Raw genomic sequence first — 20,517 nt, forward strand, 5'->3', positions numbered from 1 at the left:
CAGGATGCCACTCGCGCACTTCGATGGAGCGCTCGCCGTCGTCACCGGAGCCGGCAGCGGCATCGGCGCGGCCACCGCCCTCGCCCTCGCCGAGAGCGGCGCGAGCGTCATCGCGGCCGACATCGACCTGGCCGCCGCGGAGCGGACCGCCGCCCGCGCGAAGGCGGTCGGCGCGGGCGGCACCGCCTACCGGGTGGACGTCTCCGACGCCGCCGCGATGGAGGCGTTCGCGGCCGAGGTGAAGGAGGCGCACCGCGTCCCCGACATCGTGGTCAACAACGCGGGCATCGCGCTGGCCGGGCCGTTCCTGGACACCGAGCCGGACGACTGGAACCGCATCCTCGGCGTCAACCTGTGGGGCGTCATCCACGGCTGCCGGCTGTTCGGGCGGCAGATGCGCGACCGCGTGAACGCCCTGCCCAACAAGCCCGACAAGCCGAACCTCGGCGGCCACATCGTCAACATCGCGTCCGCGTCCGCGTTCGCGCCGTGGCGCGGCATGCCCGCCTACTGCACGACGAAGGCGGCCGTGCTGATGCTCAGCGAGTCGCTGCGCGCCGAACTGGCCGGGTCGCGCATCGGCGTCACCGCCGTCTGCCCCGGCTTCGTCAGCACCGACCTGGTCAAGAACGGCACCTACGTCGACAAGTCCCCCGAGAAGCTGCGGCAGCGCGGTCAGAAGGCCATCCAGCTCCGCAACTACCCGCCGGAGAAGGTCGCCGAGCGGGTCGTCAACGCCATCATCAAGAACAAGGCCGTGGTCCCGGTCAACTTCGAGGGCCACCTCCTGCACACCCTGTCCCGGGTGTCCCCCGCGTCCCTGCGCCTGCTGGCCAGAATCCCCACTCCCCAGGGCTGACGTCCCGCGCCGGGCGGCGGCCCCGACCCTCAACGCCGTAAGAGGAGAAGGATCCATGCCCCCCGAAGCGTCGCTGCTCGACGGCCGTCCGCGCACGTGGACGGCCCAGATCCGGTGCAAGGACGGCGACCACACGCTGGAGCTGACCGACCGCGAGGTGGTCGCTCAGCGGCTGCTGCGGACGTCCCGCAAGCATTCGTTCGACCCGGACGCGGACGTCGACTGGGACGCGCCCCAGGACCCGGACGTCTTCTACCTCCCGCCGCAGCTCGTGTCCATCTACGAGACGCCGCTGTGGGACGGGCTCACGCACCGGCAGCGGGTGGAGCTCAGCAAGCGGGAGATGTGCAGCATCGCCTCGTTCGGCATCTGGTCGGAGATGATGCTGATGCAGGCGCTGCTCATGCACGCCTACCGGCACCGCTACGACAGCGACCACTTCGCGTACGCGCTGACGGAGGTCGCCGACGAGTGCCGGCACTCGAAGATGTTCGGCCGGATGGTGCGCACCTGCGGCCTGCGCACGCACCGCCCGCGCGCCTTCGAGTACCACGCCGCGAAGCTGCTGGGGGTCGTGTACGACCCGATGCCGATGTTCGGTGGGACGCTCGTCGTGGAGGAGCTGACCGACGCGTTCCAGCGGCTGACGTTCCCGGACGAGGACATGCAGCCGCTGGTCCGGCAGGTCACCCGGATCCATGTGATCGAGGAGGCGCGGCACATCAAGTACGCGCGGGAGGAGCTGAAGCGGCTGGTCGCCAGGGCCCCGGCGATCCAGCGGCGGGCGGCGGCCTTCTCGCTGGCGCAGGGGACCCGGCTGCTCGCCGGGCAGATGATCCACCCGTCCTGCTACACCGCCGTGGGACTGGACCCGAAGCTCGCGCGGCGGGTGGCGGCGCGCAGCCCGCACCGCCGGGCCACGCTGGCGTGGTCGCTCCGGAAATGCACCGCTTTCTTCGACGAGGTCGGGTTCCTGGACGGCCGGGCCCGCGAGGTGTGGATCAAGGCGGGCCTGCTGCACGGCTGACCCGGCGCATTTATCTTGACGTCGAAACGCTTATTAGAAATCGGTTCGCCAATGTCGGCCAATGGTCCGGGCTGCCGCACAGAAAGGGCCGCGGAGCGGGGTCCACTCCGCGGCCCATCGACGAACACGGCCATCTGCCTGGGGTTATCTCACCCAGGACACTCCGTCCGATCGCGCGTTCACGTCGTCGACCTCCTCCTCCCAGGCGTCTCAGCACCCCGATCACATGCCTGGCGCGGGAGCATGATCGGCATACTGCCTCCCCATTACCGAATCACCTTAGAAGGTGCTGACAGTAAATATGGCATGATCGGCCAAATGAGGTCAGAAATCCTTTAGCGCGGTGAGCACTTCGCGGGCGACGGCCGTGGCCGTGCCGAGCATCGGCCGCTCCCGCGCCGCCTGGCCGCCGCCGCGCGGCGCCTCCTCGCTGTAGCTCACCGTGACGACCGCGTTGCCGACCCTCGCCGTCACCAGCCCCACGAGGGTCGGCTGCCCCTGGTCGGCCATGAACCAGCGGTACGCCTCGTCGCCGACGCCGTGCTCGCGCTCCAGCGCGATCGTCCGGACGAGCGGGGCGTCGTGCGCCTGCGTCCACTGCGCGTCGTAGTAGCTCTCGGCGTCCCGCACGGGCGTCGCGGTGTGCGCGGGCGCGTACAGCCGCGCCTCCACCCGCAGCCAGCGGAACGCCGACTCCTTCGAGGTGTACGTGCACGTGGTGAGCGTCGAGTTGGCGCTCTTCTTCTCGGACGCCTTCGGGACCGCCTTCGCCACGGTGCCCGCCCGCACCGTCCCGCACGGCGGCGGCAGCGCCCGCACGATCGGCTGCGCCGGTTCGGACGCCGTGGGCTCGGAGGGTGCGGGTTCCGAAGGCGCGGGCCCGGAGGGCGTGGGTTCGGAGGGCGTGGGCCCGGCGGTGCTCGGCGTCACCGCGGCCCGGTCCGTCCCCTTGCCGCCGCCGGGCGCGACCAGGAACACCGCCACCGCCGCACCCGCGAACGCGACCGCCGCGACCAGCAGCACGATCAGCCGCTTCGGCCGGCGGTCCGGAGACGGCGGCTCCGGCCCGGCGTACGGCCGGTGGAACGGCTCGGCCGGAGGGTGCAGCCCCACGTCCCGCTCCTCACTCCCCCGTCGCGTCATGGCCCGCCTCCCGTCAACGTAGTCAGGCGCGCCGCCGCTGACCAGGCCCCCCGGCGGTGCCGAACGTCAGACCCCGGAGTCACACTGGAGGGGTGCTGCTAGCGGAGATCGCCCGGACGTCGGAGGCGGTGGCGGGCACCTCGGGCCGCAAGGCCAAGGTAACCGCGCTCGCCGGGTGCCTGCGCCGGGCCGACGCCGGCGAGGCCGCCACCGTGGTCGCCTACCTGTCGGGTGAGCTGCCGCAACGCCAGATCGGCGTCGGCTACGCCGCCCTGCGGGATCTCCCGCCGCCCGCCGCCGGGCCGTCGCTGACCGTCCCGGAGGTCGACGCGGCCTTCACCGAGATCGGCGGCGTCTCCGGCCCCGGCTCCGTCGCCCGCCGCCGCGACCTGGTCGCCGCGCTGTTCGCCCGCGCCACCCGCGCCGAGCAGGGCTTCCTCGTCCGCCTCCTGGCGGGCGAGCTGCGCCAGGGCGCGCTCGACGGGGTGATGGCCGAGGCGATCGCGGCGGCGGCCGAGGTGCCGTCCGCCGAGGTGCGGCGCGCGGTCATGCTGCGAGGCTCCCTCGGCCCGGTCGCCACCGCCGCCCTGTCCGGCGGCGTCGACGCCCTGCGCGCCTTCACCCTGGAGGTGGGCCGCCCGGTCAAGCCGATGCTGGCCGCGTCCGCGCCGTCCACCGACGAAGCCTTCGCCAAGCTCAAGGCCGAGGCGGCGGTCGAATGGAAGCTCGACGGCATCCGCGCGCAGATCCACATCGCCGGCGGCGACGTCCGCGTCTTCACCCGGACGCTCGACGAGATCACCTCCCGCCTCCCCGAGGTGGTCGAGGCGGTGCGGGCGCTGCCCATCCGCACGGCCGTCTTCGACGGCGAGCTGATCGCCCTGCGCCCGGACGGCCACCCGCATCCCTTCCAGGTGACCGCCGCGCGCACCGCCACCCGCACCACCAGGACGACCGAGCAGGTGCCGCTGAGCGCCTTCCTCTTCGACGTCCTCCACCTGGACGGCGCCGACCTGCTCGACGCGCCCGGCGCCGAGCGGAACGCCGCCCTGGCGCGCGTCGTGCCGGACGAGCTGCGGATGCCCCGGGTCGTCACCGGCGACGCGGCGCGGGCCAAGGACGTCTTCGACGAAGCCGTCGCGCGGGGGCACGAGGGCGTCGTCATCAAGTCGCTCGACACGCCCTACACGGCCGGGCGGCGCGGCGCCGGGTGGATCAAGGTGAAGCCGCGGCACACGCTCGACCTCGTCGTCCTCGCCGTCGAGTGGGGGCACGGGCGGCGGGAGGGGCTGCTGTCGAACCTGCACCTCGGCGCCCGCGACCCCGAGACCGGCGGGTTCGTCATGCTCGGCAAGACGTTCAAGGGCCTCACCGACGAGCTGCTGGCCTGGCAGACGAAGAAGCTCCGCGAGCTGGCCGTGCGCGAGGACGGCTGGGTCGTGCACGTCCGGCCGGAACTGGTCGTGGAGATCGCGTTCGACGGCGTCCAGCACAGCCCCCGCTACCCGGGCGGCATCGCGCTGCGGTTCGCGCGGGTGCTGCGCTACCGCCCCGACAAGACGGCCGCCGAGGCCGACACGATCGACACCGTCCGCGCCGTCGCCCCAGTGATGGACTAGCGCGTGCTGGATTAGCCCGTACTGAACTAGCGCCTCACGGGCCCGCGTCGCGTTGCCCGGCGGTCGGGGCGGCGGGTTCTTCCGGGGGTTGCCGGACGCGGCCGCCGGGGCGCAGCCGTCCCGCGAAGTCGTCGCGGGCGCGGCGCGGGCGGCGCGCGGCGGCGCGGGCGCGCATGCGGGACGCCGCCCTGGGCAGGGTGCGGGTCGTCTCGCCCCGGGAGGCGGCCCCGCCGCGCGGGGCCAGGCGGCGGCGCACACCGCGGGCCGCGCGGCGCGCGGCGCGGCGCTCGGCCCGGCGTTCCGCGCGGGCCCTGGCCTTGCGCTGGACGCGGGCGGCGGCGCGGCGCTCAGCCCGTTCGAGACGGCGCAGCCGGGCGCGCTCGGCGGCGTCGGCGCCGCGCTGGCGCAGGTCCGGCGGGATGAGGTCGTGCCGCCCCGCGATGAACTCCTGCACCCAGATCTTGCCGCGGATCAGCGGCTGGCGGAACTGCCGCTCCCGCCGGACGGCCCGCTGGTAGCGGCGCGAGTCGGGCGCGTACCGCCAGCGCGCCCACGGCGAGCCCGGCCGCGCCACCCGGATCGCGCCGACGATCAGCAGGGCGGGCATGAACAGGCCGATGAGCCCGGTCCAGATCTTGCCCTTGAGCAGGGTGATCACCGCGAACACGAGGTTCACCACCAGCGACGCCACGTAGACGCGGGTGAGGATGCCGGTGCCGGGGTCGGGCGCGATGCCCTCGTAGCCGAGCGGCCGGATGCCGAGCAGCAGCAGGCCCGTCACCGCGATCGCGACGAACACGGCGTCGACGGACGCGCGGCCCTTCTCCGTCCAGTACACGTCGCTGAGGTGCAGGATCAGCGCGAACTCGTCCAGCACGAGGGCGGACCCCATGCCGAACACCACGGCGGCCGCCACGTTGAGGCCGGTGTAGGCGTCCGGGACGGCGAGGCTCCCCACGCCGCCCGCCAGCATCAGCACCACGCCGAACACCACATGGTGGATGTGGAGGTCGCCCGCCTTCACGTTGCGGAACCACCAGCGCACGTCCGAGCGGATGAGCCGGACGTTCACCCGCGTCAGCACGAACGTGACGAGGAACGCGACGAAGAAGCCGAGCAGCGGAAGCCGCCCGGCCGCCATCACCCGCTCGTCGAACATCTCGATCATCTGCCCCCCGCAGCCTCCATCATGCACCGCGACATGCGCGGATATCGTGGGACCCGGCCGATCAGCGACGATCGAGGGGGAAGGCCGGCATGAGCCGCACCGTGGACCGCTGCGATCCGGGGTACCGGGCCTGGATCGCCGAGGCGATCCGGCTCGTCGACGCCGACGCCAACCGCAGCGCCGACACGCACCTGCACGTGTTCCCGCTGCCGCCGGAGTGGGGCATCGACCTCTACCTGAAGGACGAGTCCGTCCACCCGACCGGTTCGCTGAAGCACCGGCTCGCCCGCTCGCTGTTCCTGTACGGGCTCGCGAACGGCTGGATCCGCCAGGACACGACGATCATCGAGGCGTCCAGCGGGTCCACCGCGGTGTCGGAGGCGTACTTCGCGCGGCTGCTCGGGCTGCCGTTCATCGCGGTGATGCCCGCCTCGACCAGCCCGGAGAAGATCCAGCTGATCGAGTTCCAGGGCGGCCGCTGCCACCTGGTGGACGACCCGTCCGCCATCTACGACGAGTCGCGGCGGCTCGCCGCCGAGTGCAACGGCCACTTCATGGACCAGTTCACCTACGCCGAGCGCGCGACGGACTGGCGCGGCAACAACAACATCGCCGAGTCGATCTTCGAGCAGATGCGGCTGGAGCGGTTCCCGGAGCCGTCCTGGATCGTGGTCGGCGCGGGCACCGGCGGGACGTCCGCGACGATCGGCCGCTACGCTCGGTACCGGATGTTCCAGACGCGGCTCGCGGTCGTCGACCCGGAGGGCTCGGCGTTCCACGGCTCGTTCGCCGACGGCGACCCGGAGCGGACGGCGGCGGGCTCGCGGATCGAGGGCATCGGCCGGCCGCGCGTCGAGCCGTCGTTCCTGCCGACGGTCATCGACCGGATGATCCAGGTGCCGGACGCCGCGTCCGTCGCGGCGATGCGCTGGACGGCCGAGGTCAGCGGACGCAGCGTCGGCGGCTCGACCGGCACGAACATGTGGGGCGCGGCGGAGCTGATCGCGCAGATGCGGGCGCGCGGCGAGCGCGGCAGCGTCGTCACGCTGATCTGCGACGGCGGCGAGCGCTACGCGGGCACCTACGGCTCGGACGCGTGGCTCGCCGAGCAGGGCCTCGACATCGCGCCCTACCTGGCCGCGCTGGACGCGTTCCTGAAGACCGGCGAGCTGCCCGCCGTCCCGTGACGGCGCGCCGTCCCGCGACGGCCCGCTATCCGGTGACGGTGACAGGGTTCACCAGGTCGGCGTAGATCAGCAGGCCGCCCATGACGATCAGCACGACCGCCATCACGTACGTCACCGGCAGCGCCTTGGCGACGTCCACGTAACCGGGGTCGGGGCGGCGGAAGATCTTCGCGAACGCCTTCTTCACGGCCTCCAGCAGCGCCCCGGCGATGTGGCCGCCGTCCAGCGGCAGCAGCGGGACGAGGTTGAACAGCCCGACCGCGAGGTTCAGCGAGCCGAGCAGCATCACGAAGAACGACACCTTCTCGGCGTTGGTGTAGTCGCTGGACGCGGCGACCTCGCCGCCGATCCGGCTGACGCCGACGACGCCGACCGGGCCGTTCGGGTCGCGCTTCTCGTCGCTGAAGGCGGCGTTCCAGACGCCCACCATCTTCTCCGGCATCCGGACCAGCGCTCCGGCGGTGCGGGCGGTGAGGTCGCCCATCGTGCTCGCGACCGCGCCGGGGCCCTGCCGCTCGATCGCGCTGGTCGGGGTGATGCCGAGGAACCCGACGTTGACGATCTTGTCCTGGTCGTCCAGGTCGTACATCTGGTTGCGGGTGACCGGCACGCTCAGCTGGACGTCCCGCCCGTCCCGCTCGACGGTCATCGGCACCGTCCTGCCGCCGCTGTCGCGGATCAGCACCCGCAGCTTCTCGTAGTCGTCGATCTTCTTGCCGCCGAACGCGACGATCCGGTCACCGGGCTTCAGGCCCGCCTGCGCGGCCGGGGTCGGCGCGGCGTTCGCCGGGCACTCCGTCGTCTGCGACTGGCTGGCGGGCACCATGCACTCGAGGACCTCGCCGATCACCGGCTGCGCCTGCTTGGTGCCGATGCCCATCAGCAGGATGGCGAAGAACATCACCGACAGCAGCAGGTTCATCGCGGGCCCGCCGAACATGATGAGCAGCTTCTGCCACCACTTCTTGGCGTAGAACACGCGGTCCTCGTCGCCGGGGCGGATCTCCTCCAGCGCGGCGCCGCGCGCCGACTCGATGAGGCCCTGCCACGGCCCGGTGCTGACCCGCCGCACCTGCCCGGGGGCGTCGCCCTTGCGCGGCGGCAGCATCCCGATCATGCGGATGTAGCCGCCGAGCGGGATCCACTTCACCCCGTACTCGGTCTCGCCCTTGCGCTTCGACCACATCGTCGGGCCGAACCCGACCATGAACTGGGTGGTCCGCACCCGGAACAGCTTGGCGAACGAGAAGTGCCCGAGCTCGTGCAGCGCGATGGACACCAGCAGGCCGAAGAACAGGATCAGCATCCCCGCCAGGTAGACCATCCGGCATGCCCCTCAGCTCGTCCCCCCGCGCCCACCGCGGGTGATCTCCAGCAACCAACTCAGAGTACGTGATCGGCCGTGTACCGGTTTAAGTCAATCGGGGAACCGGCACTCGTGCGCAGGCACCTTGTCCGGCGGGCGGCACGGGCCGGATTTGAGGAGAGGTGCTAAGTAAGCGCGGCGGCATTGGCATCCGCCTTGGTAGCGGCGCGACGGCGGGCGCGCGCATGATGAGCGGTCCACCCCGGTCGTTGGAGGTAGTTCGCCTTGAAGCGCGGTCTTGTTGCGGTGCTGGTGCTGGGTCTCGCGCTCAGCGGGTGCGGGGGTTCCGGCGACGGCGGCGGGGACGCCGGGGCGTCGGCGCCGCCCGCCCCGGCCGCCTCCGCTCCCGCGTCAGCGCCGTCCGGAGCGGCGTCCGCGCCTGCGGGCACCACGGTCACGCCGGTCCCGCCCGGCGTGTCGAAGGCGACGCAGGCGTTCAACGACTGCATGCACAAGCAGGGCGTGGAGCTGCCGACGCCGAACCCCACGTCCACCCCCGCGAAGAAGGACCTGGAGAAGATCAAGGCGGCCCTGCGGACCTGCGTGAAGTCGATGTCGGCGTCCCCGCCGCCGGCGGAGTGAAGGCGCCGCCGCCGGCGGAGTGAGGGCGCGGCCGGAGGCGGGTGGTCGCCGAGTGGTCGCGGGACGGGGCCGCTGCTAGATTTGGCGGAGCCGTTGACCCCGTGCGGGAGAGTCCCACGCAGCCGGTGTGGGACGCCGAAGGAGCAAATCCTCCCCGGAACCTCTCAGGCCCACGGACCGCACGGGCCAGGCGACCTCTGGAAAGCGGGGACCCCGGTCCCCCGCCGAAGGTGAAAACCCGCCGTCCGGCGGCGGGTGAAGCTCTCAGGCGCCGATGACAGAGGGGGAGGCACCGAGACGCCCGGTGCGCGAGTGGGACGATGGACCACGCGCGCCCGCGACGAAGGAGCCGAACCCATGCCCGCCGAGCCCACGCCCGCCGAGCCGAAGACCACGCCGCTGCACGACGTCCACCGCGACCTCGGCGCGAACCTCGTCGACTTCGCCGGCTACCTGATGCCGCTGCGCTACAAGAGCGAGACCGCCGAGCACCAGGCCGTCCGCACCGGCGCCGGCCTGTTCGACCTGTCGCACATGGGAGAGATCTTCCTGTCCGGGCCGGACGCGGGCGCCGCGCTCGACTACGCGCTGGTCGGGAACCTGTCGCCGATGCCGGTCGGCAAGGCCCGCTACACGATGATCTGCGCGCCGGACGGCGGCGTCCTCGACGACCTGATCGTCTACCGGCTCGCCGACACCACCTGGATGGTCGTCGCGAACGCGGCGAACGCCGACGTCGTGCGGGACGCCCTGGCCGAGCGCGCCGCCGGTTTCGAGGCGGCCGTCGACGACCGCTCCGACGCGTACGCGCTGGTCGCCCTGCAGGGCCCGCGTTCGCAGGCGATCCTCGAAGGGTTCACCGAGGCGCCGGTGGGCGACCTCAAGTACTACGCGGTCCTCGCCGGCCGGGTCGCGGGCGTGGACGCGCTGATCGCCCGCACCGGCTACACCGGCGAGGACGGGTTCGAGCTGTTCGTGGACGCCGCCGACGCCGTCGCGCTGTGGCGGGCGCTCGCCGCCGTCGACGGGGTCGTCCCGGCGGGCCTCGCCGCGCGCGACTCGCTGCGCCTCGAAGCGGGCATGCCGCTGTACGGCAACGAGCTGACCGCCGAGACGACGCCGTTCGAGGCCGGTCTCGGCCGCGTCGTGAAGCTGGACAAGACGGTCGATTTCGTGGGCAAGACCACCCTGGCGGCGCAGGCCGCGACGCCTCCTGGCCGTAGGCTCGTGGGACTGGTCGCGCGCGGGCGTCGCGCGCCACGGAAGGGGTACCAGGTCGTCACGTCCGGCGGCACGCCGTGCGGTGTCGTGACGAGCGGGGCCCCGTCCCCCACACTGGGCAAGCCGATCGCCATGGCGTACCTCGACAGCGGCGTCGAGGAGGCGGACCTGGCCGTGGACGTCCGCGGCCGGCCCGAGCCGGTGGACGTGGTTCCCTTGCCCTTCTACAAGCGTTCCTGAAAGAGAGAAGAGACTGTGAGCGTTCCGGAGCAGCTCCGCTACAGCGAAGAGCACGAGTGGGTGTCCGGCCTCGGCGGCGAGGACGGCATCGTCACCGTCGGCATCACGGCGCACGCCGCCGACGCCCTCGGGGAGATCGTCTACCTCGAGCTGCAGCCGTCCGAGGGCGACACCGTCGAGGCGGGCGAGCCCTGCGGGGAGATCGAGTCCACCAAGTCGGTCAGCGACATCTACTCTCCGGTCAGCGGCGAGATCACCGCGGTCAACACCGCCGTGGTGGACGAGCCGAAGGTCATCAACGACGACCCGTACGGCGAGGGCTGGATCTTCAAGGTCCGGATCAGCGACGAGCCCGGCGACCTGCTCGACTCCGCCGCCTACGCGAAGCTGATCGAGGAGTCATGAGCCTCTACGAACCGCTGACGGAAGCCGACCCCGAGGTCGCCGCGGCCGTCGCCGCCGAGCTGCGCCGCCAGCAGTCCACCCTGGAGATGATCGCGTCGGAGAACTTCGCGCCCGTCTCGGTGCTGGAGGCGCAGGGCTCCGTCCTGACCAACAAGTACGCCGAGGGCTACCCCGGGCGCCGCTACTACGGCGGCTGCGAGTTCGTCGACGTCACCGAGCAGCTCGCGATCGACCGGGCGAAGGAGCTGTTCGGCGCCGAGCACGCGAACGTCCAGCCGCACAGCGGGGCGCAGGCCAACACGGCGGTGTACTTCGCGCTGCTCCAGCACGGCGACACCATCCTCGGGCTGGACCTCGCGCACGGCGGCCACCTCACGCACGGGATGCGGCTGAACTACTCCGGCAAGACGCTGAACGTCGTGCCGTACCACGTCCGCGCCGAGGACGGCCTGGTCGACATGGACGAGGTCGCCGCGCTCGCCGCCGAGCACCGGCCGAAGATGATCGTCGCAGGCTGGTCGGCGTACCCGCGGCAGCTCGACTTCCCCGAGTTCCGCAAGATCGCCGACTCGGTGGGCGCGCTGCTCATGGTCGACATGGCGCACTTCGCGGGGCTGGTGGCGGCGGGGCTGCACCCCTCGCCCGTCCCGCACGCCGACATCGTCACCACGACCACGCACAAGACGCTCGGCGGGCCGCGCGGCGGGCTGATCCTCGCCCGCGAGGAGTTCGGCAAGAAGATCAACTCGGCGGTGTTCCCGGGCATGCAGGGCGGCCCGCTGGAGCACGTGATCGCCGCCAAGGCGGTCGCGCTGAAGATCGCCGCGTCGGAGGAGTTCCGGGCCCGGCAGGCGGCCACCGTCGAGGGCGCGAAGCTGCTCGCCGACCGCCTCCTCGCCGAGGACTCCGCCAAGGCGGGCGTGAAGGTGCTGACCGGCGGCACGGACGTCCACCTGGTGCTGGTCGACCTGGTCGACTCCGAGCTCACCGGGCGCGACGCCGAGGACCGGCTGCACGACATCGGCATCACGGTGAACCGGAACGCGGTGCCGAACGACCCGCGCCCGCCGATGGTCACCTCCGGCCTGCGGATCGGTACCCCGGCGCTCGCCACCCGCGGCTTCACCGCGGCGGACTTCGCCGAGGTCGCCGACGTGATCGCGCTGGCCCTCCAGCCGTCCTTCGACAAGGACGCCCTGTCGGCGCGGGTGCGGGCCCTCGCCGAGAAGCACCCCCTGTATCCGGACCTGTGACGCACCGGCGCCCCCTCCCCCGGGAGGGGGCGCGGCAGCTACAACGAGGTAGCGATGGCCATCAGCGTGTTCGACCTGTTCAAAATCGGCATCGGCCCGTCGTCGTCGCACACCGGCGGGCCGATGGCCGCCGCGCACCGCTTCGCCCGCGGGCTGGAACGCGACGGGCTCCTGGAGAAGACCGCGTCCGTCCAGGTCGTCCTCTACGGTTCGCTCGGCCTCACCGGCAAGGGCCACGGGAGTGACAAGGCCGTCATCCTGGGCCTGGAGGGCGACAAGCCGGAACTGGTGGACGTCGACACGGTGGACGGGCGCCTGGCGTCCATCCGCGAGCGCGGCGCCCTGCGCCTGTTCGGCGACCACGACATCCCGTTCGCCGTCAACGAGCACCTGCACTTCGAGCGCAAGGAGTCGCTGCCCGGCCACCCGAACGGCATGCGCTTCACGGCCTTCGACGAGACCGGCGGGGAACTGCGCGCGAAGGTCTACTACTCGGTCGGCGGCGGGTTCATCCTGGACGAGACCGCCGCCGGCGCCGACCGCATCAAACCGGACGACACCGTCCTGCCCCACCCGTTCGACACGGCCGCCGAGCTGCTCGACCGGTGCCGCGAGACGGGCCTGTCGATCTCCGCGCTGATGCTGGAGAACGAGACGGCCTTCGGCCGCACGCCCGCCGAGATCCGGGCGGGCCTGCTCGACCTGTGGGACGTCATGCGGGCCTGCGTCGACCGCGGCCGCACCCGCGAGGGCCTGCTGCCCGGCGGCCTGAAGGTGCGGCGCCGCGCGCCCCAGCTCTACCGGCAGCTCTCCACCGAGGAACCGGCCGACCCCCTGCACGCGATGGACTGGGTCACGCTGTTCGCCCTCGCCGTCAACGAGGAGAACGCCGCCGGGGGCCGCATCGTCACCGCCCCGACCAACGGCGCCGCCGGCATCATCCCGGCCGTCCTGCACTACTACGACCGGTTCCTGCCGAGCGACGGCGAGGGCGTGGTCCGGTTCCTGCTGACGGCGGGCGCGATCGGCGTGCTGTTCAAGCAGAACGCGTCCATCTCCGGCGCCGAGGTCGGCTGCCAGGGCGAGGTCGGCTCCGCCTGCTCGATGGCCGCGGCGGGCCTCACCGAGGTGCTCGGCGGCACCCCGGAGCAGGTGGAGAACGCCGCCGAGATCGGCATCGAGCACAACCTGGGCCTGACGTGCGACCCGGTGGGCGGCCTCGTCCAGGTCCCGTGCATCGAGCGCAACGCGGTCGGCGCGATCAAGGCGATCAGCGCCGCCCGCATCTCCCTGCGCGGGGACGGCCGCCACTTCGTCTCCCTCGACAAGGCCATCAAGACGATGCGCGACACCGGCCGCGACATGCTCGACAAGTACAAGGAGACGAGCCGCGGCGGCCTCGCCGTCAACGTCATCGAATGCTGACGCCGCCCCCGGCTTGACCTTGACGCAGGCGGCAGGGTTCGAGGGTTGGACGCATGGAGACGCGTTCACAGGACAGAGCCGCACAGGAGAGAGTCGCCGTCGTCACCGGAGCCGGGACGGGCATCGGGCGCGCGACGGCGCGCATGTTCGCCGCCGAGGGGACGCGGGTGGTGGTCGTCGGCCGGCGGGCCGAGCCGCTCGCGGAGACGGCCGCGGGGCACGACCTCATCCACCCGCTGCCCGCCGACATCACCGGGGAGGGCGCCGCCGAGGAGATCGTGCGGCACGTCGTGCAGACCCACGGGCGCCTGGACGTCCTGGTCAACAACGCGGCGATCGTGCAGAGCGCCACGCTGGACGCGACCACGCCCGAGGCGATGGACGCGCAGCTCGCGACGAACCTCGTCGCGCCCGTCCTGCTGGTGAAGGCGGCGCTGCCCGCGCTGGGCGACGGCGGGGTCATCGTCAACGTCAGCACGTCCGTCGGGCAGCGGGCGTGGCCGGGGAACGCCTTCTACGCGGCGACGAAGGCCGCCCTGGAGACCCTCACCCGGAGCTGGGCGGTGGAGCTGGCGCCGCGCGGCGTCCGCGTGGTGGCGGTGGCGCCGGGCGCGATCGGCACCCCGATCGGCAGGCACCAGGGGCTGTCGGACGAGCGGCTCGCCGCCCTCCGAAAGTGGCAGATCGAGCACACGCCGCTCGGCCGGATCGGCCGTCCGGAGGAGGTGGCGTGGGCGATCACGCGCCTGGCGGCGCCGGACGCGTCGTTCGTGACGGGCGCCGTGGTCCCGGTGGACGGCGGTGCCGTCGTGGCATGACCGCCGTGTGATGATCGTGGCATGCGCATCGGTGAGCTGGCCCGGTTGTCGGGGACCACGCCGCGCGCCCTGCGGCACTACGAGGAGGCGGGGCTGCTCTCGTCGCGGCGGGCGTCCAACGGCTACCGGATCTACGACGAGGGCGCGGTGGTCCGGGTGCGCAACATCCGGCACCTGCTGGCGGCGGGGCTCACCCTCGACGACGTCCGGGCGTTCTCCGCGTGCCTGGACGGCGACGTGACCGCCGCGCCCCCGGCGGAGAGGAACCTGCGGATCGCGTTCGAGCGGCTCGCGGCGCTGGACGAGCGCATCGCCGCCCAGGTCGAGGTGCGCGAGCGCCTGGCCGCCGTCCTGCGGGAGGCGACCGGGCGGCGCGTCTGACCGCCACCGGAGCGGGTCGCCCCGCACCGCCACCGGTCGCGGGCCCCGCACCGCTACCGGAGCGGGATGTCCAGGCCGTGCTCGGCGGCGGGGCGGGGGCCGCGGATGCGGCGGTCGGCCTCGGTGATCGCCACGTCGTTGATGCTGGCCTCGCGGCGCCGCATCAGGCCGCGGTCGTCGAACTCCCACAGCTCGTTGCCGTAGCTGCGCCACCACTGCCCGGCGGCGTCGTGCCACTCGTACTGGAACCGGACGGCGATCCGGTTGCCGCGAAACCCCCACAGGCTCTTGCGGAGCGCGTAGTCGAGCTCGCGCTCCCACTTCTCGGTGAGGAAGGCGATGATCTCGTCCCGGCCGGTGACGAACCGGTCCCGGTTCCGCCAGACCGAGTCGGGCGTGTAGGCGGCGGCGACCCGGTGGGGGTCGCGGGTGTTCCAGGCGTCCTCCGCCGCCTGCACCTTCTGCAGCGCGGTCTCCTCTGTGAACGGCGGGTAGGGCGGGCGGTCTTCGGCCATCGGATCCTCCTGTTTGAGAACGCACGTTCTCTAGCGATGTCCACTAACCTAGGGAACGACCGTTCTCAACGTCAAGGCAGGAGCCCCGATGCCGGCCGCGATCACCGAGGAGCAGCAGGAGCGCGACCGCCGCCGGCTGCTGGACGTCGCCGAGGACCTCTTCTACCGGCGGGGCGTCCAGGCGGTCGGCATGGACGAGCTGCGCGCCGCCTCCGCGCTTCCCCTCAAGCGCATGTACCGGCTGTTCCCCACCAAGGAGGCCCTGGTCGTCGCGATGCTGGAACGCCGCGACCGGCGCTGGCGCGGGAATCTGGCCGCCCATGTGGACGCGGTGCCCGACCCGCGCGAGCGCGTCCTGGCGATGTTCGACTGGCTCGGCGCGTGGTTCGCCGAGCCGGGGTTCCGCGGGTGCGCGTGGGTGAACGCCCATGGGGAACTCGGCCCGGCCGCGCCCGCCATCACGGCCGTGGCGCGCGCACACAAGCGGGCCTTCCATGACCAGGTGGTCGAGCTGGTCTCGGCGGTGGACGCGTCCGTCGCCGAGGCGGTCTACCTGCTCGCCGAGGGCGCGATCGTGGTGGCGGGCGTCCAGGGCGACCCGTCGGCCGCCGCGCGGGCGCGGGCCGGCGCCGAAGCGCTGCTAGGGCGCGGGCCCGGCTAGGACCTGCTAGGACGTGCTAGGACGTCAGGGCGCCGCGGCCGGTCGGTGAGTGCGCGCCGGGGCGGGCCTCCTCGCCGCAGTGCCGGCACACGACCATTGGGCTGAGCGTCTCGCCGCACGAGTGCCGCCACCGGACGGGCGGGTCGTCCTGGTTCAGGTGCCGGTCGCCCCACGCCATGAGCACGAGCAGGACGTCGCACAGCTCCCAGCCCGCCGGCGTCAGGTGGTACTCGAAGCGGGCCGGGCGGTCGCTGTAGCGCTCGCGCCGGACGATCCCGTTCGCCTCCAGCTTGCGGAGCCGCGAGGTCAGGATGTCCCGGGGCGCCCCGGTGTTGCGGACGATCTGGTCGAACCGCCGCACCCCGTAGGACAGCTCCCTGATCACCAGCAGGCTCCAGCGCTCGCCGACCAGGTCCAGGGTGTCGGCGACCGAGCACTCGCGCGGGGCGGCGTCCTTCGGCATGGACGCAGCCTATGCCAGGGCGCGGGCCCTCAGAGCCGCTCGATGACGGCGGCGTTGGCCTGCCCGCCGCCCTCGCACATGGTCTGCAACCCGAAGCGCCCGCCGCGGTCCTCCAGGGCGTGCAGCAGGGTCGTCATGATCCGCGCGCCGCTGGCCCCCAGCGGGTGCCCGATCGCGATCGCGCCGCCCCGCACGTTGACCTTGGCCAGGTCGGCGCCCGTCTCCCGCTGCCACGCGAGGACGACCGGCGCGAACGCCTCGTTCACCTCGAACAGGTCGATGTCGTCCAGCCGCAGCCCGGCCCGCCCGAGCACCTTCTCCGTCGCCGGGATGATCGCCGTGAGCATCAGCAGCGGGTCGTCGCCGGTGACCGTGAGCGCGTGGAACCGCGCCCGGGGCCGCAGCCCGAGCCGCTCGGCGACGTCCGCCCCCATGACCAGGACGGCCGCTGCGCCGTCGTTGACCGGCGAGGCGTTGCCCGCGGTGACCTTCCAGCCGATCTGCGGGAACCGCTCGGCGGTCCGCTCGTCGTAGTAGGCCGGCTTGAGCCCGGCGAGGATCTCCGGGGACGTGCCGGGGCGGACGGTCTCGTCCCACTGGCCCGTCCAGACCACCTCGCGGTCGAACTCGCCGTTCTTCCACGCCTCGGCGGCGCGGCGGTGCGACTCGTAGGCGAAGGCGTCCAGCTCCTCCCGCGGCAGGTCCCACCGGGCGGCGATCAGCTCGGCGCTGATGCCCTGCCCGACGAGCCCGTCCGGGTACCGCTCGCGGATGCCCTGCCCGAAGGGGTCGCTGCCGGGCAGCACGTTCGACCCCATCGGGACGCGCGACATCGACTCGACACCGCACGCGATCGCGATGTCGTAGGCGCCGCTCTGCACGCCCTGCGCCGCCAGGTGCAGCGCCTGCTGCGAGGACCCGCACTGCCGGTCGACGGTCATCGCCGGGACGCTCTCGGGGAACCCGGCGGCGAGCACGGCCGTCCGGGTGAGGTTGAGCGCCTGGTCCCCGACCTGCGAGACGACGCCGCCGATGACGTCGTCCACCTCGCCGGGGTCGATCCCGGCCCGCTCGACGAGCGCCTTGAGCGTCCGCGCCAGCAGGTCGGCCGGGTGGTCGCCGTGCAGCGCCCCGTTCGGCTTGCCCTTGCCGACCGGAGTCCGCACCGCCTCCACGATCACCGCGTCCCGCACGTCGACCTCCTCCTCAGTTACCTTTTCCAACTCACAAGTAGTATCCGCGCACCGAGTTGGAAAACACAACCCACTACCTCGTGTGCGGCGCCTCACACCGCCGCCTCAGCCGGTGCGACCCGCGCGGATGGACGGTGCCCGGCGCACACGAACGAGCCCGGGGGCCGCGAAACGCGGTCCCCGGGCCGTCGGGCCGCTCAGCGGGAGGGGCCCATGCCGTGGTACGTCCGTTCCCTCCATGCGTCGAAGGGCCCCGTGGTGGAGCCGCCCGAAACATTACGGTCGGACAAGCATTCCTCCTTCATCCCCTCGACGTTTACGTTCACTACGGACATTAGCCCCATATCCCGACATAGCCTTTCAATGAGGCTCAAAGGTGTCGTCAAAGCTAGCCGCCCTTGAACATGGCGCGCATCTTGCGTGCCGCGTCGCCCGGCTTCTTCTTCTGGGGCGCGGCCTTCGCCTCCTCCGAGCGAGGCGGCTCCTTCTCGCTCTCGCGCTCGTTCTCCGTGCCCTTGGGCTTGGCAGGCTTGTCCGTCACGACAACTCCCCCGATGTCGCTGCACTGTCGTCCCATAGGTACCCCGCTTACCCCGGGTAGAAGCGCACCTCGGGACGCCCCACCTGCCCGTAGTGGGGTTTGCGGTAGGCCAGGCCGTTCTTCGCCAGATACTCCAGATAGCGGCGCGCGGTGACGCGGGAGACGCCGGTCAGGTCGGCCGCGGCGGCGGCGGACAGCCCGTCCGGCGCCTGGGACAGCACCTCGGTGACGGCCTGGAGCGTCTCGCCGCTCATGCCCTTCGGCAGCGCCCGGTGGTCGGGCGTGCGGAGGGTGGCGAGCATGCCGTCCACGTCGGCCTGGCCGCTGACCTCGCCGGTCCCGACCGCCTGCGCGCGGAAGCGGGCGTACCGGTCGAGCTTGTCGCGCAGGGACGCGAACGTGAACGGCTTCAGCAGGTACTGGACGACCCCGACCGAGACCGCGGAGCGGATCACCGCCAGGTCCCGGGCGGAGGTCACCGCGATGACGTCGGTGTCGTGGCCCCCGGCGCGCAGCGCGCGGCAGACGGTGAGGCCGTGGGTGTCGGGCAGGTAGAAGTCGAGGAGGACGACGTCCACCCGCGTGCGCTCGCAGAAGCGCAGGGCCTCGGCCCCCGAGTGGACGACCCCGGCGACGGTGAACCCGGCGACGCGCTCGACGTACATGCGGTGCGCCTCGGCGGCGACCGGGTCGTCCTCGACGATGAGCACCTCGATCATCGCGGCTCCAGGGGCAGCCGCACGGTGAACACGGCACCGGCGTCGCGCCCCACCCGGACGTCGCCGCCGTGCCGCCGGACGGCCTGCCCGACCAGCGCCAGGCCGAGCCCGTGCCCGACCGGCCCGCCGGACGACTTGGTCGTCCAGCCGCGCCGGAACATCTCCGGCACCGCCGCCGGGTCGACGCCCGGACCGCTGTCGGACACCTCCAGCAGGAGCGTGCCGTCGTCCTCGCGGGCGCTGACGGTGACGCGCGGCGGCCGGGCGGACGCGTTCTCGATCGCCGCGTCCACCGCGTTGTCGATCAGGTTGCCGAGGATCGTGACGAGGTCGCGGGCCTCCACCGTGCCCTCGATCGCGGTGTCCTCGCTGATGACCAGCTCGACGCCGCGCTCGGCGGCCTCGGCGGACTTGCCGAGCAGCAGGGCCGCCAGCACGGGCTCGGTGACCGAGCCCACGACCCGGTCGGTGAGGCGCTGCGCGGTCGCGAGCTCGGCGGTGGCGAACGCGACGGCCTGGTCCGGACGGCCCAGCTCGACGAGCGACACCACCGTGTGCAGGCGGTTCGCGGCCTCGTGCGCCTGCGAGCGCAGCGACTCGGCGAAGCCGCGGACGGTGTCGAGCTCACCGGTCAGGCTCTGGAGCTCGGTGTGGTCGCGGAGGGTGACGACGTTGCCCATCGCCTTGTCCCGGGACCGGACGGGCGAGGTGTTCACGACGAGGACGCGGGTGTCGCCGACGTGGATCTCGTCCGAGCGGGGCTTCGGGGACTCCAGCGTCGCGACCAGCTCGTCCGGCAGGCCGAGGTCGGCGACCGGCCGGCCGCGCGGGTGCTCGGGCAGGTCCAGCAGTTCGAGGGCCGCGTCATTGCACAGCACCACCCGGCCCGACCGGTCGAGGATGAGCAGCCCCTCGCGGACGGCGTGCAGGATCGCCTCGTAGTACTCGAACATCTCGCGCAGCTCGCCGGGCGCGGTCCCGCGGGTCTGGCGGCGCAGCCGGGCGGAGACGAGGTAGCTGCCCGCCATCCCGGCGGCCAGCACCATGCCCGCGACGGCGCCGAGGGCGAGCAGCCGCTCGCGCAGCTCCGCGCTGATCACCTTGACGGTGATGCCGACCGCGACCAGCGCCACGACCCGGTGCCGGTCGTCGAAGACGGGCGCGACGGTCCGCACGGACGGCCCGAGCGTCCCGGTGTAGGTCTCGGTGAACGTGCGGCCCGCGACGGCGGGCGCGGTGTTGCCGACGAAGTGCCCGCCGATCCGGGCCGGGTTCGGGTGCGTGTAGCGGATCCCCGCCGGAGTCATGATCGTGATGAAGTCCACACCGGTGTCGCGCCGGACGCGCTCGGCGTACGGCTGGAGCAGCGCGCTCGGGTCGGGGGCGGCGAGCGCCTCCCGGACGTTGCGCGCGTCGGCGATGCTCGCCGCGACCGCCGCCACGGTCTGCTCGGCCGCGTCGTCGGCGGCGCGGCCCGCGTCCAGGTAGGCGAGCACGGCCCCGGCCGCGACGAGCAGCCCGACGATCGCCGCTTGCAGCACCAGTAGCTGGCGGGCCACGCTCCATGTGCCGGGAGCCGCCCAGCGGGGTCGCCGCATCGGACGATCGCACCTCCCTCGCGGAACACGCCGTGAACGAAATGTACACAAGCGTGACCGTTACCACGGGACCGCGCATAGTGACGGATGCGACGCCGCGGACCCCCGCAGACCCTGCTTCCGCAAGGCCATC

General features: G+C 72.7%; 21 protein-coding genes and 2 riboswitches. Of the genes, 12 read left to right on the forward strand and 9 right to left on the reverse strand.

The annotated features are described in order from the left end of the window. Window positions 1–4: 4 nt before the first annotated feature. The gene (locus tag CHF16_RS14710) at window positions 5–859 is read left to right on the forward strand and encodes an SDR family NAD(P)-dependent oxidoreductase (protein WP_089326580.1); all 855 of its coding nucleotides are present in this window, start codon (window positions 5–7) and stop codon (window positions 857–859) included. 55 nt (window positions 860–914) lie between these two features. Further along, window positions 915–1,886 carry an AurF N-oxygenase family protein gene (locus tag CHF16_RS14715; RefSeq protein ID WP_089326581.1) on the forward strand — a complete coding sequence of 324 codons (972 nt, stop codon included), beginning with the start codon at window positions 915–917 and terminating at the stop codon, window positions 1,884–1,886. Between the two features lie 324 nt (window positions 1,887–2,210). On the opposite strand, the gene CHF16_RS14720 is transcribed toward CHF16_RS14715, so the two are convergent. Beyond that, the gene (locus tag CHF16_RS14720) at window positions 2,211–2,999 is read right to left on the reverse strand and encodes a hypothetical protein (RefSeq protein WP_089326582.1); all 789 of its coding nucleotides are present in this window, start codon (window positions 2,997–2,999) and stop codon (window positions 2,211–2,213) included. Between the two features lie 122 nt (window positions 3,000–3,121). Here CHF16_RS14720 and CHF16_RS14725 point away from each other — a divergent pair, with 122 nt between their 5' ends. Continuing rightward, a complete protein-coding gene (locus CHF16_RS14725; protein WP_089326583.1) occupies window positions 3,122–4,648 on the forward strand; it encodes an ATP-dependent DNA ligase in 1,527 nt (508 codons plus the stop codon). A 34-nt stretch (window positions 4,649–4,682) separates the two neighbouring features. Here the strand turns inward: CHF16_RS14725 and CHF16_RS14735 are convergent, their stop codons facing one another. Beyond that, window positions 4,683–5,816: a hypothetical protein gene (locus CHF16_RS14735; protein WP_218826672.1), complete on the reverse strand. Its 1,134-nt coding sequence runs from the start codon at window positions 5,814–5,816 to the stop codon at window positions 4,683–4,685. Between the two features lie 89 nt (window positions 5,817–5,905). Between CHF16_RS14735 and cds1 the strand changes: the two genes are divergently transcribed. Continuing rightward, on the forward strand, window positions 5,906–7,003 hold the full coding sequence (gene cds1 / locus CHF16_RS14740; RefSeq protein WP_089326585.1) for an L-cysteine desulfhydrase Cds1: 1,098 nt from the start codon (window positions 5,906–5,908) through the stop codon (window positions 7,001–7,003). Window positions 7,004–7,028: 25 nt separating this feature from the next. On the opposite strand, the gene CHF16_RS14745 is transcribed toward cds1, so the two are convergent. After that, on the reverse strand, window positions 7,029–8,327 hold the full coding sequence (locus CHF16_RS14745) for a M50 family metallopeptidase (RefSeq protein WP_089326586.1): 1,299 nt from the start codon (window positions 8,325–8,327) through the stop codon (window positions 7,029–7,031). 267 nt (window positions 8,328–8,594) lie between these two features. Between CHF16_RS14745 and CHF16_RS14750 the strand changes: the two genes are divergently transcribed. The 7 genes from CHF16_RS14750 (at window position 8,595) to CHF16_RS14780 (ending at window position 14,694) form a co-directional block, all read left to right on the forward strand. Beyond that, the gene (locus CHF16_RS14750; protein WP_143227988.1) at window positions 8,595–8,951 is read left to right on the forward strand and encodes a hypothetical protein; all 357 of its coding nucleotides are present in this window, start codon (window positions 8,595–8,597) and stop codon (window positions 8,949–8,951) included. A 94-nt stretch (window positions 8,952–9,045) separates the two neighbouring features. Beyond that, a riboswitch (glycine riboswitch) is annotated at window positions 9,046–9,141 on the forward strand. 4 nt (window positions 9,142–9,145) lie between these two features. Next, a riboswitch (glycine riboswitch) is annotated at window positions 9,146–9,235 on the forward strand. A gap of 73 nt (window positions 9,236–9,308) precedes the next feature. Next, window positions 9,309–10,412, forward strand: a complete 1,104-nt coding sequence (gene gcvT / locus CHF16_RS14755; protein WP_089326588.1) for a glycine cleavage system aminomethyltransferase GcvT — start codon at window positions 9,309–9,311, stop codon at window positions 10,410–10,412. A gap of 15 nt (window positions 10,413–10,427) precedes the next feature. Continuing rightward, window positions 10,428–10,817 carry a glycine cleavage system protein GcvH gene (gene gcvH, locus CHF16_RS14760; RefSeq protein WP_089326589.1) on the forward strand — a complete coding sequence of 130 codons (390 nt, stop codon included), beginning with the start codon at window positions 10,428–10,430 and terminating at the stop codon, window positions 10,815–10,817. After that, a complete protein-coding gene (locus CHF16_RS14765) occupies window positions 10,814–12,070 on the forward strand; it encodes a serine hydroxymethyltransferase (protein ID WP_089326590.1) in 1,257 nt (418 codons plus the stop codon). Before gcvH ends, CHF16_RS14765 begins: the two co-directional genes overlap by 4 nt. Before the next feature lie 54 nt (window positions 12,071–12,124). Continuing rightward, the gene (locus CHF16_RS14770) at window positions 12,125–13,495 is read left to right on the forward strand and encodes an L-serine ammonia-lyase (RefSeq protein WP_089326591.1); all 1,371 of its coding nucleotides are present in this window, start codon (window positions 12,125–12,127) and stop codon (window positions 13,493–13,495) included. A gap of 53 nt (window positions 13,496–13,548) precedes the next feature. Continuing rightward, entirely contained in the window at window positions 13,549–14,313 is a 765-nt protein-coding gene (locus tag CHF16_RS14775; RefSeq protein WP_089326592.1) for an SDR family NAD(P)-dependent oxidoreductase, read from the forward strand. A 21-nt stretch (window positions 14,314–14,334) separates the two neighbouring features. Continuing rightward, window positions 14,335–14,694, forward strand: coding sequence for a MerR family transcriptional regulator (locus CHF16_RS14780; RefSeq protein ID WP_089326593.1), 360 nt, complete (start codon window positions 14,335–14,337; stop codon window positions 14,692–14,694). 53 nt (window positions 14,695–14,747) lie between these two features. On the opposite strand, the gene CHF16_RS14785 is transcribed toward CHF16_RS14780, so the two are convergent. Beyond that, on the reverse strand, window positions 14,748–15,209 hold the full coding sequence (locus CHF16_RS14785) for a nuclear transport factor 2 family protein (protein ID WP_089326594.1): 462 nt from the start codon (window positions 15,207–15,209) through the stop codon (window positions 14,748–14,750). Between the two features lie 88 nt (window positions 15,210–15,297). Between CHF16_RS14785 and CHF16_RS14790 the strand changes: the two genes are divergently transcribed. After that, complete coding sequence (locus tag CHF16_RS14790) at window positions 15,298–15,870, forward strand: TetR/AcrR family transcriptional regulator (protein ID WP_089326595.1); 573 nt, start codon at window positions 15,298–15,300, stop codon at window positions 15,868–15,870. A gap of 16 nt (window positions 15,871–15,886) precedes the next feature. On the opposite strand, the gene CHF16_RS14795 is transcribed toward CHF16_RS14790, so the two are convergent. The 5 genes from CHF16_RS14795 to CHF16_RS14810 form a co-directional block, all read right to left on the reverse strand. Further along, on the reverse strand, window positions 15,887–16,333 hold the full coding sequence (locus CHF16_RS14795) for a winged helix-turn-helix transcriptional regulator (RefSeq protein ID WP_089326596.1): 447 nt from the start codon (window positions 16,331–16,333) through the stop codon (window positions 15,887–15,889). A gap of 29 nt (window positions 16,334–16,362) precedes the next feature. Beyond that, the gene (locus CHF16_RS14800) at window positions 16,363–17,526 is read right to left on the reverse strand and encodes a thiolase family protein (RefSeq protein WP_089326597.1); all 1,164 of its coding nucleotides are present in this window, start codon (window positions 17,524–17,526) and stop codon (window positions 16,363–16,365) included. A gap of 388 nt (window positions 17,527–17,914) precedes the next feature. Then, window positions 17,915–18,067, reverse strand: a complete 153-nt coding sequence (locus CHF16_RS40275; RefSeq protein ID WP_179271531.1) for a hypothetical protein — start codon at window positions 18,065–18,067, stop codon at window positions 17,915–17,917. Window positions 18,068–18,114: 47 nt separating this feature from the next. Further along, entirely contained in the window at window positions 18,115–18,786 is a 672-nt protein-coding gene (locus CHF16_RS14805; RefSeq protein ID WP_089326598.1) for a response regulator, read from the reverse strand. Further along, on the reverse strand, window positions 18,783–20,345 hold the full coding sequence (locus tag CHF16_RS14810) for a sensor histidine kinase (protein WP_245868520.1): 1,563 nt from the start codon (window positions 20,343–20,345) through the stop codon (window positions 18,783–18,785). The genes CHF16_RS14805 and CHF16_RS14810 overlap by 4 nt, the downstream gene beginning before the upstream one ends. Window positions 20,346–20,517 lie beyond the last annotated feature (172 nt).

Source organism: Actinomadura meyerae (assembly GCF_900188445.1).
Taxonomy (GTDB): Bacteria; Actinomycetota; Actinomycetes; order Streptosporangiales; family Streptosporangiaceae; genus Spirillospora; species Spirillospora meyerae.

What these genes read in the sequence shown, in the direction of transcription:
- CHF16_RS14765 (WP_089326590.1), top strand. Translation starts at nt 10,814, where the DNA reads ATGAGCCTCTACGAACCGCTGACGGAAGCCGACCCCGAGGTCGCCGCG.
- CHF16_RS14710 (WP_089326580.1), top strand. Translation starts at nt 5, where the DNA reads ATGCCACTCGCGCACTTCGATGGAGCGCTCGCCGTCGTCACCGGAGCC.
- CHF16_RS14775 (WP_089326592.1), top strand. Translation starts at nt 13,549, where the DNA reads ATGGAGACGCGTTCACAGGACAGAGCCGCACAGGAGAGAGTCGCCGTC.
- CHF16_RS14785 (WP_089326594.1), bottom strand. Translation starts at nt 15,209, where the DNA reads ATGGCCGAAGACCGCCCGCCCTACCCGCCGTTCACAGAGGAGACCGCG.
- CHF16_RS14805 (WP_089326598.1), bottom strand. Translation starts at nt 18,786, where the DNA reads ATGATCGAGGTGCTCATCGTCGAGGACGACCCGGTCGCCGCCGAGGCG.
- CHF16_RS14735 (WP_218826672.1), bottom strand. Translation starts at nt 5,816, where the DNA reads ATGATCGAGATGTTCGACGAGCGGGTGATGGCGGCCGGGCGGCTTCCG.
- CHF16_RS14745 (WP_089326586.1), bottom strand. Translation starts at nt 8,327, where the DNA reads ATGGTCTACCTGGCGGGGATGCTGATCCTGTTCTTCGGCCTGCTGGTG.
- CHF16_RS14795 (WP_089326596.1), bottom strand. Translation starts at nt 16,333, where the DNA reads ATGCCGAAGGACGCCGCCCCGCGCGAGTGCTCGGTCGCCGACACCCTG.
- CHF16_RS14790 (WP_089326595.1), top strand. Translation starts at nt 15,298, where the DNA reads ATGCCGGCCGCGATCACCGAGGAGCAGCAGGAGCGCGACCGCCGCCGG.
- cds1 (WP_089326585.1), top strand. Translation starts at nt 5,906, where the DNA reads ATGAGCCGCACCGTGGACCGCTGCGATCCGGGGTACCGGGCCTGGATC.
- CHF16_RS14715 (WP_089326581.1), top strand. Translation starts at nt 915, where the DNA reads ATGCCCCCCGAAGCGTCGCTGCTCGACGGCCGTCCGCGCACGTGGACG.
- CHF16_RS14770 (WP_089326591.1), top strand. Translation starts at nt 12,125, where the DNA reads ATGGCCATCAGCGTGTTCGACCTGTTCAAAATCGGCATCGGCCCGTCG.
- CHF16_RS14780 (WP_089326593.1), top strand. Translation starts at nt 14,335, where the DNA reads ATGCGCATCGGTGAGCTGGCCCGGTTGTCGGGGACCACGCCGCGCGCC.
- gcvT (WP_089326588.1), top strand. Translation starts at nt 9,309, where the DNA reads ATGCCCGCCGAGCCCACGCCCGCCGAGCCGAAGACCACGCCGCTGCAC.